An 11711-nucleotide genomic window follows, 5' to 3' on the forward strand; every position below is an offset into this window, starting at 1 on the left:
GACGCCGGCCCAGCGCTGGAGCCGGCGCGCCTTCCTGGGCGCTGCGGTGGCAGCGCCAGCCAGTCTGGTGGTGGCGGCGGCGCTCCGCCCGCCGCTGGGATTGTGGCCCTCGGTGACGGCGATGGCGGCCGACTTCCACACCGGCACAGGTGAACGACTTCAGATCGCGCCCTTGCCGCAGCTCAAGATCGAACTGGATACGCAGAGCAGCCTGCGCCGCCGCGCGCACGCGCAGGGCGAAGGCTTCGAGCTGGTGCAGGGCCAGGCCGCGATCGAAACCGGCGCTGGCCTGCGCCTGGCGCTGTTCGCGGGCCCGGGTTGCGTGATTACCGATGAAGGTGCGGTGCGCCTGGACGTGCGCAACACCCACGGCCAGGTACGGGTGACCTGCCTGCAGGGTAGCGCCCGTATCGAGCACCCGCAGGGCCGCCTGCAGCTGCAGGCCGGCCAGCAGACCCGGTTCGACGAGCGCCTCAGTGGCGTCGTGGCCGAGGCCGTAGCTTCGGAAGTGAGTGCCTGGACCGAAGGCATGCTTGTGTTCCGCCGCGCACCGCTGGGCGAGGTGGTGGACGAGATCAACCGTTACCGGCGGGGCAAGGTACTGCTGGGTGAATCGGCATTGGCGCGCGCGCCGGTCAGTGGCCGCTTCCGCATCGATGATCCGGACGCGGCACTGGACCAGCTGCGACTGACGATGTCGCTGGATCTGCGTCGCTTTCCGGGTGGCATCGCCGTCCTTGGATAGATGAAGGCGCTGGCCGTGCGCGCCGCGCAGGGCTGTTGCAAGCGAGGAGAAGCCAAGGATGCGCAACGAGACCATCGGTGTGCTCGATCTGCGTCGCAATCTGTCTGCATTGCTGGAAACCACCCAGCGAAGGCCCTTGATGGTGCATCGCTATGGTTCGCCCTGGGTGTGCGTGGTGTCCGACGCGCAGTGGCAGCAGCAGGCGGTGCTGCTGGACTTCAATCCGCAGTCACACCCATTGGCGATGCTGCTGCGGCTGCAGCAGCAGGAGATGCCCCTGGTCGAATCCGGGGCGCTGCCGCCTGCGGCGCTCGCACGCGCACTGCTGTTGGCGGACATCCATGGCATCGACGATCTCACGCAGCTGCATGAGCAGGTGCTGCATCATCGGCTCTGGCACTGGTTCGTGGCGGGCGCCCATGGGGTGATGGACGGGTGGCAGCTGCCCGCACTGCGCGTCGCGCTGGCGTCATGGTGCGATGACGTGGACATGACCGATGCACTGGTCGCATTCGCTGCCCGCAGCGACGTGGCGGTACTGGCCCGCCGTTGTGGGGGTGACGCACCGCGGCTGCAGCGCGAAGCCTGCAGGCGGATGACGCTGCGATGACGTTGCCGATGAAGCGCCACCCCGTGCACAGAGTTGCATTCGCGGTGTCGCTTCACCTGCCTTGCTGACGTCTTCTCCAGAGTACGACGCACCACGCGTCGCGGAGCACGGGCGGCGCAGATGGAAGACAGTCGCAGGATCAGCATGCTGGAGCTGGATCGCCACCTGAGCCAGTCACTGGAACAGGCACGGCACGCGCCACTGAACGTGCAGCGCTACGGGCGCTCGTGGGCCTGGGTGCTGTCCAGTGACGCCTGGGCGGATGCGGCACGCTGGGCGGCACTGGACAGCAGTGCGCATCCACTGGCGGCACTTCGAAAGGCCCTCGACCTGCGGCTGTGGCCCTGGCCCGACGCGGCCATGAGCGCGCTGCCGCTTGGCGCAGCCGATGCGCGGCTGCTGCAACGTGCGGCGCTGCTGGTGGTCGTGCGTGATCTCAACAGTGCACAGCGTGTGTACGACGACCTGCGCTACCACCAGGCCTACCGGATGTTCATTGGCCTCGACCACGGCACCGCGTGGTCGCCGACGCAGTGCGTGCGCCTGTTGCAGGCGTGCGTGCATCCGTTGCTGCGCGGGTGCATCGACCAAACACTGGCCAGCGTGCCGCCTCACCTGTTCGAGGCGGCACGCGCGCCGGCTGCACGAGCGGCCGCACAGGCAACCGCGCAGCGAATCGCAGGCGGATGTTTATCGTACTGACACATGCACCGCTGACCATGGTGCAGCGGTCTCTTCCAGGATGACGAGGGCGGAACAATGGCAAGGCAGGCAGGTGGTCGCAGGGCTCGGCAGCAGGGCTTCAGCCTGATCGAGATCATGGTGGTGGTGGTGATCATCGGCATCCTTGCCGCGCTGATCGTGCCGCGGTTGATGGACCGTCCGGACCAGGCGCGTGTGGTGGCGGCGCGCCAGGACATCGCGGCGCTGATGCAGGCGCTGAAGTTGTTCAAGCTGGACAATGGGCGCTATCCCAGTGCCGAACAGGGCCTGCAGGCGCTGGTGAAGCCGCCGCAGGGCAGCGGTGCGTTGCCGGTGACGCCGTATCTGGATCGCCTGCCGAATGATCCGTGGGGCCATCCGTACCAGTACCAGGTTCCAGGCACTCATGGCGACATCGATGTGTTCTCGCTGGGTGCGGACAGCAAGCCCGGTGGCGACGCCGGGAACGCAGACATCGGCTCCTGGCAGCTGTGAGGCGTGCTGATGGCAGCCCGGACGCGTTCGATTTCATGCATCCACCAGCGTGGCGTGGCGGTGATCGTCGCCTTGCTGGTGGTGGCATTGGTGGCCGTGATTGCCACTGCGCTGTTGACCCGGCAGTCGGCGCAGCTGCGCGCGCTGGGCGGCGACCAGTTGCGCGCACAGGTACGCATGGCGGTGGATGCGACGCTGGAGCGTGCGGCGCAGCAGCTGCGTGAGGATGTCAAGGAACAGCTGACCACGGTGCGCAGCGGGCGCTGGGCGCGCCCGTTGGAACTGCAGGCGCCATTGCCGGTGCAGCTGCAACTGGTCGATGCGCAGTCGATGTTCAACCTGCGCAACCTGCTGGCACAGGGCAGGCCGGACCCCGAGGCGCGGGGCGCGTTCGTCGCGTTGTGCGCCGGGCAGGGGCTGGGCCAGGGCACCTGCGCATCCGCGGTGGACCACATCCAGGCGCGCCTGCGCGACGGCGATGTGCAGGCGCAGGCACCGCTGCCGCGCGAATCACTGATCGAACAGGCGCTGGTCGGCGCTGACCCGGTGGCGTTGCAGGCGCTGGCGCGGCGCACCGTGGTGTTGCCGGCGCAGACCCTGGTCAACGCCAACACCTGCGACCTGAGCGTCCTGCAGGCGGTCGCGCCTGCGGTGGAACCGGCAAGGCTGCAGGCGCTGCTCGCTGAGCGCGACGCTGGCCACTGGCTGCTCAACCGCGGTGACATCGCCAACCGACTCCAACTGAGCAACGAACAGATGGCCGTGCTTCCGCTGGGTATCCATAGCGAGTGGTTCCTGGCCGTGGGCCGGGTGCAGGCTGACGGCAGCGCGGTTGATTTTCGCGCGCTGCTCTGGCGTGAGTACCGCGACGACGGGGTACGTGTACAACGGGTGTGGACGAGGATCGGCGCATGACGGTGCAGCTTCGGGTGCGCCTGCCGCCGTTGGCGCACATGCGCGCCGACAGTGCGGTGGACTGGGCGCAGCTGCACAAGGACGAGGTAGTGGCACACGGCCGCGACACGCTGGCCGCGCTGGGTCTGCGGCATCCGCGGGCCACAGTGCATGCCTGCCTTGATCCGAACGACCTGATCCTGCTGGAACTGCAGCTGCCGCCGCTGTCCGGGCGCCGCCTGCAGGCGGCGTTGCAGGGCGAGGTGGAGGCCATGCTGCTGGATGACCTGCAGGAGGTGGCGCTGGCCCACGGTGCGCAGGCGGCAGACGGTACGGTTCCGGTGGCCTGGCTCGGCCAGCAGGCCATCGCGCAGGCGCAGCAGCTGCTGGCCTCGTGTGCGCTGCAGCTGCAGGCGTTGTATCCGACGCCACTGCTGCTGCCCTGGCAGCGCGGCCACGCCACGCTGCAGGTCAGCGGCGAGCATCTGCTGGTGCGCAGCGGGCGCGATCGGGGACTTGTTCAATGGTATGGCGGACGTGACGCGTCTGCGGTGATGCAGGCGTTGGCCACCCGCCTGCAACAGGCCGGCGTGCGGGCCGTGCAATGGATCGACAGCGTACCGCCGGCGTGGCCGGACAGCCTGCCGGGCACCGCCGTTGCGCATGAACAGCAGGCCTGTGGTCCGTTGCCGGGTTGGTCATTGCCGCTGCCCGGCGCAGGCCGTCAAGCGCCGCGACTGGCGATCGGCCTGGCACTGGCGGCGGTGCTGCTGGCTGCACTTGGCCTGCAGTGGCAGGTCTCGCGTTGGCGGATCGAGGGTGAGGCGCTGCAGCAGGGCATGGCACGGCAGTTCAGCGCACGCTTTCCGGAGGTCACCGATGTGGTGGACCCAGTGTTGCAGGCAAGGCGAGCGCTTGCGGTTCCACCGCCGACGCCGCCGTTGCCGGCGCTGCAACGTCAGATCGCCAGCACGCTGCACGCGGTTCCGGAGCTGGCGGGTCAGGTGCACAGCCTGCACTACCAACCCGGGCAGGTGTACCTGGAGCTGGACGCCGATGCCCAGGCATTGGCCGACGATCCACAGCGGCTTGAGCGCTGGCAGCAAGCGATGCAGGCGCAGGGACTGCAGCTGGCGCGCGATACCGGTGGACGCCTGCGGGTGAGCGGAGCGGGACAGTGACGACCCGAACCCTGCGGCTGGGCCAGGGGCTGGTGGGCCTGCAGCAGCGCTGGCAACGCCTGCCACCGCGCGACCGGCTGATGCTGTGGGTGATGGTGGTGGCGCTGCTGGTGGCGGGCCTGTGGTCGTTATGGCTGGAGCCCCTGCTGAAGCAGCGCACGCACTGGCAGGCCGAACTGCCACGGCTGCAGGCGCAGTCCCGCGCACTGGCGCCGCTGCTGCGCGCGCGTGAGCGCCAGCAGCTGGCGCAGGGCCAGCATCCGACCCTGGCCGGGCTGCGTGACCAGATCAAGGCTGCCGGTCTGGCCGACGGCCTGCATATCGAAGCGCGCGACGGGCGCTGGCACCTGCAGGTACGGGCCGTACCCGCCGATGCGCTATGGAACTGGCTGCTGCCGCTGCTGGCCGACCCGGCCATCGAGTTGCAGCAGCTGCAATTGACACGCACAGGGGATGCGAACATGCCGGCGGCACGGATTTCAGGACACATCGTGATGGTGGCAACTGCGGGTGCCCATCCATGAGGGCGATGCGCAGCCTTGCCTGCAGTGCCGCATTGGCACTGATCGTGTGCATGGGCCACGCGCCGGCACCCGTGCTGGCGCAGGACACCCGCGATGAGCCGGTGCAGTTGAACCTGGTCGACACCGACATCGGCGGCGTGCTGCGCATGGCGGCGCGCTTCACCGGGCGCCAGTTCCTGGTCGACCCACGCGTGACCGGCAAGATGACGGTGGTTTCCGATGGCCCGGTCAGCCGTACCCAGGCCTACCAGTTGCTGCTGGGCGCATTGCGCATGCGTGGCTTCGCCGTGGTCGAGAACGGCGGCGTCAGCCGGGTGGTGCCGCAGGCCGATGCCAAGTTGCTCGGTGGACGGGTGGGCAGCGGTGGTGCAGGGGGCGAGATCGCCACGCGCACCTTTGCGCTGCGCTATGAGAATGCGGCGGCGCTGGTGGCTGTGCTGCGGCCGATGATCAGCCCGGACAACCCGATCACCGCCAATCCAGGCAACAACACCCTGGTGATCACCGACTACGCCGACAACCTGGATCGCATCGCGCGGGTGATCGCCAGCGTCGACACGCCCGCCGGCATGGACACCGATGTGGTGAAGCTGCAGCAGGGCATTGCGGTGGATGTGGCGGCAATGGTCGCACCGCTGCTGGATGCGCAGGGTGCCGAGCCGGGCCAGAAGGTGGTGGTGATGGCCGACCCGCGCAGCAACAGCGTGCTGCTGCGTTCCAGCAGCCCGGGTCGCACCCGCCTGGCGCGGCAGCTGGTGGAAAAGCTGGACCGTGCCCAGGACGAGTCCGGCAACCTGCATGTGGTCTACCTGCGCAACGCCCAGGCCAACCAGCTGGCCGGTGTGCTGCGTGGCGTGGTAGCCGGACAGAGCGATGCACCGGCCATGGGCAGCAACCAAGGAATCACCCCGCTGCCGGGTGACGCCAACCGTCCCACGCCCCCCCAGACGTCGCAGCCGCAGCAGGCCAAGCCCGGGGGCAATGCGCTGGAATCGCAGCGGCTGGACCCGAGCCGGGGCGACCCGATCGATGCAGGAAGCACCGGCTTCAGCCAGAACGGCATTTCGGTACAGGCGGACGTGGCCACCAACACCCTGCTGATTTCGGCGCCGGAGCCGGTGTACCGCAACCTTCGCCGGGTGATCGACCAGCTCGACCAGCGCCGTGCGCAGGTGCTGGTGGAAAGCCTGATCGTGGAGGTCAACCAGACCGACGCGGCCGAGCTGGGTGTGCAGTGGATGCTGGGCAATGGCCGTACGTTTGGCGGCACCCATTTCGGGGGCGCTACCGGCGGTAGCGGGCTCAATACCGGTGCGCGTACCACGCTGGACGTGCTGCCCAAGGATGGCCTGAAGATCGGCGTGATCGACGGCACCATCAACCTGCCCGGTGTCGGCCAGATCCTCAACATGAAGGCGCTGGCCACTGCGCTGCAGAGCAAAGGCGGCGCCAACATCCTGTCGACGCCGAACCTGATGACGCTGGACAACGAGGCAGCCAGCATCATGGTCGGCCAGACCGTGCCGTTCGTCAGTGGCCGCTACGTGACCGACGGTGGCGGCGGCAGCAACAACCCCTTCCAGACCATCGTGCGCGAAGACGTGGGCCTGAAGCTGCGGGTGCGCCCACAGATTTCCGAGGGCGGTACGGTGAAGCTGGACATCTACCAGGAAGTCAGCAGCATCGACGCGCAGAGCGCGAACAGCACGGCCGGCATCATCACCAACAAGCGCGCACTCGATACCAGCGTGCTGCTGGACGATGGCCAGATCATGGTGCTCGGTGGCCTGCTGGAAGACAGCGTCAGCCACGGCCGTGATGCGGTACCGGGGCTGGGGAAGATCCCGGTGCTGGGTGCCTTGTTCCGCAGCGACACGCGCAAGCGCGCCAAGACCAACCTGATGGTGTTCCTGCGTCCGCACGTGGTACGCGACCCGGCCGCAGGACAGCGCCTGACCCGCGACCGCTACGACTACATGCGCAATGCGCAGGCCGGCGCGCAGCCCGTACAGAGCTGGGCCTTGCCCGCGCTGTCGGCGCCGCTGCTGCCACCGCAGGACCTGACGGTACTCGGCCAGGGCAATGCGCGCGATGGCCACGGCCAGCCGTTGCAGAACACCAGCCTGGCAGCGTTGTATCCGGCCGGTGACGGCGATGCGCAGCTGGTGCAGTTCGCACAGGGGCTGGAGCGGAGCCGTGCCAGCCAGGGCGTGGCGCAGGTGCGGGCGCTGGGCCTGCAGGCCTACGCGGAGGCGACGCCGGGCGAGAGTGGGCAACGCCTGCGCGTGCGGCTGCCGCGTGATCCGGTGAAGTTGGACCCGGCATTGCAGCAGCTGCGCGGGCTGGGCTACACGCCGGAACTGGTGATCGAGCCGTGAGCGCCGTTGTGCCGCTGCCGTACGCGTGGGTGCGCAGCCACGGCGTGATGCTGACCGAAGCCGGTGGCGAGCCGGTGCTGCTGGGAACGGACGATACCGCAGCGTGGGCCGTGGCCGAGCTGCGCCGGCGGCATGGCCCGCTTCCGTTCCAGGCATTGGATGCCGCGACCTGGCAGCAGCGGTTGGGTGAGCAGTACCGTGACGGCGGTGATGCCGCTGCCGTGGTCGGTGCCGCCGAAAGCGAAGTCGATCTGGACCGGCTGATGCAGGACATGCCGGAGGTCACCGACCTGCTGGATGCGCAGGACGATGCACCGGTGATCCGCATGATCAATGCGCTGCTGGCACAGGCCGCGCGCGATGGCGCCAGCGATCTGCATATCGAGCCATTCGAGACCCATTCAGTAGTGCGCTACCGGGTGGACGGCACCCTGCGCGACATGGTGCAGCCACGGCGCGCATTGCACGCGGCGCTGGTGTCGCGCATCAAGATCATGGCCCACCTGGACATCGCCGAGAAGCGGTTGCCGCAGGACGGGCGCATCGCGATCCGCGTGGGCGGGCGGCCGCTGGACATCCGTGTTTCCACTGTACCGACCGGGCATGGCGAGCGCGCCGTGCTGCGATTGCTGGAAAAGGATGCCGGCCGCCTGCAGCTGCAGCGCCTGGGCATGGCCGATGACACCTTGGCCACGTTCGCCGGATTGATCCGCCAGCCGCATGGGATCGTGCTGGTGACCGGGCCGACCGGCAGCGGCAAGACCACGTCGCTGTACGCCGCACTGGGCCAGCTCGACAGCAGCACCAGCAATATCCTCACCGTGGAAGATCCGGTGGAGTACGACTTTGCCGGCATCGGCCAGATCCAGGTCAATGCGCGCATCGGCATGAGCTTCGGCACCGCGCTGCGCGCGATCCTGCGCCAGGATCCGGACACCATCATGATCGGCGAGATCCGTGACCTGGAGACCGCACAGATCGCGGTGCAGTCGTCGCTGACCGGGCACGGTGTGCTGGCTTCGCTGCACACCAACGATGCGGTCTCGGCGGTGACCCGCCTGGCCGACATGGGCGTGGAACCGTTCCTGCTGGCCTCGTCGCTGCGCGGTGTGCTGGCGCAGCGGCTGGTGCGGCGGCTGTGCACGCAGTGCCGGCGTGCCGAGCTGGATGGCGAAGGCCGAACCGTATGGCGCGCAGTGGGCTGCACGGCCTGTGCCAACAGTGGCTATCGCGGACGCACGGGCATCCATGAGCTGTTCGTGGTGGACGACCGGGTACGCGCACTGATCCATGAAGGGCAGGGTGAGCCTGCGCTACGCGAGGCGGCGCGGCGGGCCGGCATGCGGACCCTTCGGCAGGACGGCCAGCGCTGGGTCGACAGCGGGGTGACCACGCTGGAAGAGATCCTGCGCGTCACCGGCGACGATTGAGGCCTGCATGGCACTGTTCGATTACCAGGCTGCCAACGCGCAGGGCCGCATCGAGAAAGGTCAATTGGATGCCGACAGCCCGCGCGGTGCTCGCCAGCTGCTGCGTGGGCGCGGTCTGACACCCGTGCAGGTCAGCGCGGCGCGGAGTGCAGGCACTGGCTGGGGCGCTCGCCGCCTGTCGGCCAGCGAGCTGGCCTGGGCCACGCGCCAGCTGGCCAGCCTGCTGGCGGCCAGCCTGCCGTTGGAAGCTGCATTGAGTGCGGTGATCGAACAGGCCGAGCGCCCGCACGTGGCCCAGGCACTCACCGCTGTGCGCGCCGACGTGCGCGCCGGCCAGCGCCTGACCGTGGCACTGGCCGCGCGGCCACGCGATTTCCCGCCGATCTATCGGGCGCTGGTGGGTGCAGGTGAGGATTCCGGCGATCTGGCGCGGGTGATGGAGCGTCTGGCCGACTACATCGAGGAACGCAATGCGCTGCAGGCCAAGGTACTGACCGCCTTCATCTACCCGGCGGCGATCAGCCTGGTATCGGTGGCGATCGTGATCTTCCTGCTCAGCTACGTGGTGCCGCAGGTGGTGACCGCATTCGTGCAGGCGCGGCAGACGCTGCCGATGCTGACCCAGGTGATGCTGGCCGCCAGCGCGTTCGTGCGCAGCTGGGGCATGTGGGTGGGGCTCGGCATCGCTGCGCTGGTGGTGGCATGGCGGTTGGCGTTGCGGCGGCCGGAACTGCGCCTGCGCTGGCACGCGATGCTGCTGCGGCTGCCGATGGTCGGGCGTTTCGTGCTGGGCGTGAACAGTGCGCGCTTCGCCTCGACATTGGCGATCCTGCTGGATGCCGGCGTGCCATTGCTGCGCGCATTGGAAGCGGCGCGGCAGACCCTGGGCAACGCGTTGCTGGCGCGCTGTGCCGATGATGTGGCTGCACGCGTACGCGAAGGTGCGGCACTGGGTGCTGCGTTGAAGGTGCAGAAGGTCTATCCGCCGATCCTGGTGCACCTGGTGGCCAGCGGCGAGAAGACTGGTTCGCTGACGCCACTGCTGGACCGCGCCGCACAGACGATCTCACGCGACATCGAGCGTCGCGCGATGGCACTGACCGCGCTTCTGGAACCGACCATGATCCTGGTGATGGGCGGCGTGGTGCTGACGATCGTGCTGGCCGTGCTGATGCCGATCATGGAAATGAATCAGCTGGTGCAGTAGATCCACGCCATGCGTGGATGGATCAACCGACGCGCGCATGGGCGGCACATCCACGCATGGCGTGGATCTACGTGTGCCTGGATTTCTCCACACAATCCTCCACACCTTTTTCCGATCTTCCACAGGTTTCTTAAGCGGCCTGTCATCGGCGCGGACCAGCATGGACCCGTCGCCGCAGAGTGGGCTGGGAGGCCCTCGGCGGCAGCAGGCGTGTAGTGACCGTTCCTCCCTTGGCGTTTCCCTTCGCAGTAAACCCTTCAGGAGAAGATCATGACCAAGTACAAGACCCTGGCCGCGCTGGTTGCCACCGCGCTGCTCGCTACCGTGGGCGCCGCCTCGGCGCAGACCGTTACCGGCGGCGGTGCCTCGCTGCCGGCCGACCTCTACAAGGGTTCGGCCGACAGCATCCTGCCGGCGAACTTCACCTACGCCGTGACCGGTTCGGGTACCGGCAAGAAGGCCTTCCTGGAAAACAACTCGGCGCTGTTCTCGACCACCGGCACCGTGCACTTCGCCGGCAGCGATTCGGTGCTGAGCAGCACCGAGCTGAGCAACTACACCACCAACTTCAACCAGCCGACCAACGCCAATCGCTACGGCGCGCTGATCCAGGTGCCGTCGGTGGCCACCTCGGTCACCATTCCGTTCAACAAGGCCGGTTCGGCGGTGGACCTGAGCGTGGCGCAGATCTGCGGCGTGTTCTCAGGTGCGATCAGCGATTGGTCGACCATCGATGCCAACCGCAGTGGCCCGATCCAGGTGGTGTACCGCGCGGAAAGCAGCGGTACCAGCGAAATGTTCAGCCGCTTCCTGACCGCGGCCTGTGCCGCTGAGAACGCTGAAACCTCGAAGCTGGTGGGCGGCAAGTTCGCCATCAAGTCGACCTTCGCCGACCTGTACAAGCGCGATGCCAACGGCAACCTTCCGGCGTTCCTCGTTGCCGCCCCGGCCACCGGTGGCACCTCGCTGTACAACACGGTCTACGCTGCTGAAGGCCGTATCGGCTACGTTGGCCCGGACGTGATCCCGAGCCTGACCGATGCGACCAAGGTCGCCAAGGTCAAGGGCTTCTCGCCCGACCAGGTGAGCGTGCAGGCCACCCTGGACACCGTCGCTCCGCCGACCGGCACCGATGCTGAGAACCCGGCCAACTGGGTGCCGGTGTTCGGCAACCCGTCGGCTGGCTATCCGATCGCCGGCTACACCAACCTGGTGATCGGCCAGTGCTACAAGGATTCGAGCGTCGCCACCAGCCTGCGCGGCTTCCTGGCCCGCCATTATCCGGCGACCTACACCGTCGCGTATGAGAAGTCGATCACCGACCACGGCTTCATCCCGCTGACCAAGGCGTGGCGCGATGCGATCCGCAACCGCTTCGTGCTGGCCAGCAGCACGGCCGGCCTGAACAACCCCAGCACCTGCGCCGGCATCGGTCGTCCGCTGTAATCCGCAGCACCGGTTGAATCCTGCTTGACGCGACGGTGCCGCCGCCGCAGTGTTTCGCTGTCGGCTTCGTGCCACGTGAACCGTCTATCAGTGGCAGGG

11 protein-coding genes are annotated in these 11711 nt (G+C 68.0%); all 11 read left to right on the forward strand.

Annotation, left to right across the window (positions count from 1 at the left end):
* On the forward strand, window positions 1-745 hold a 745-nt coding region (locus ABGA94_RS08110), incomplete at its 5' end, for a FecR family protein (RefSeq protein WP_375366973.1).
* Window positions 746-803: 58 nt separating this feature from the next.
* Window positions 804-1355, forward strand: coding sequence for a hypothetical protein (locus ABGA94_RS08115; RefSeq protein WP_005416804.1), 552 nt, complete (start codon window positions 804-806; stop codon window positions 1353-1355).
* Between the two features lie 120 nt (window positions 1356-1475).
* Window positions 1476-2057 (forward strand): hypothetical protein, encoded by a 582-nt coding sequence (locus ABGA94_RS08120; RefSeq protein ID WP_375366974.1) that lies wholly within the window; start codon window positions 1476-1478, stop codon window positions 2055-2057.
* Between the two features lie 57 nt (window positions 2058-2114).
* Complete coding sequence (gene gspG, locus ABGA94_RS08125; protein ID WP_005416799.1) at window positions 2115-2552, forward strand: type II secretion system major pseudopilin GspG; 438 nt, start codon at window positions 2115-2117, stop codon at window positions 2550-2552.
* Window positions 2553-2561: 9 nt separating this feature from the next.
* Complete coding sequence (gene gspK / locus ABGA94_RS08130; RefSeq protein ID WP_375366976.1) at window positions 2562-3467, forward strand: type II secretion system minor pseudopilin GspK; 906 nt, start codon at window positions 2562-2564, stop codon at window positions 3465-3467.
* Window positions 3464-4627 (forward strand): type II secretion system protein GspL, encoded by a 1164-nt coding sequence (gspL, locus tag ABGA94_RS08135; RefSeq protein WP_375366977.1) that lies wholly within the window; start codon window positions 3464-3466, stop codon window positions 4625-4627. The genes gspK and gspL overlap by 4 nt, the downstream gene beginning before the upstream one ends.
* Window positions 4624-5151, forward strand: coding sequence for a type II secretion system protein GspM (gspM, locus tag ABGA94_RS08140; protein WP_021203914.1), 528 nt, complete (start codon window positions 4624-4626; stop codon window positions 5149-5151). Before gspL ends, gspM begins: the two co-directional genes overlap by 4 nt.
* Window positions 5148-7529: a type II secretion system secretin GspD gene (gene gspD, locus ABGA94_RS08145; RefSeq protein ID WP_375366978.1), complete on the forward strand. Its 2382-nt coding sequence runs from the start codon at window positions 5148-5150 to the stop codon at window positions 7527-7529. The genes gspM and gspD overlap by 4 nt, the downstream gene beginning before the upstream one ends.
* The gene (gene gspE, locus ABGA94_RS08150; RefSeq protein WP_375366980.1) at window positions 7526-8959 is read left to right on the forward strand and encodes a type II secretion system ATPase GspE; all 1434 of its coding nucleotides are present in this window, start codon (window positions 7526-7528) and stop codon (window positions 8957-8959) included. Before gspD ends, gspE begins: the two co-directional genes overlap by 4 nt.
* Window positions 8960-8966: 7 nt before the next feature.
* Window positions 8967-10166, forward strand: coding sequence for a type II secretion system inner membrane protein GspF (gene gspF / locus ABGA94_RS08155; protein ID WP_375366981.1), 1200 nt, complete (start codon window positions 8967-8969; stop codon window positions 10164-10166).
* Between the two features lie 270 nt (window positions 10167-10436).
* A complete protein-coding gene (locus tag ABGA94_RS08160) occupies window positions 10437-11612 on the forward strand; it encodes a substrate-binding domain-containing protein (RefSeq protein ID WP_375366983.1) in 1176 nt (391 codons plus the stop codon).
* Window positions 11613-11711: the final 99 nt, after the last annotated feature.

Source organism: Stenotrophomonas sp. 3diitr2024 (assembly GCF_042136455.1).
GTDB lineage: Bacteria > Pseudomonadota > Gammaproteobacteria > Xanthomonadales > Xanthomonadaceae > Stenotrophomonas > Stenotrophomonas sepilia.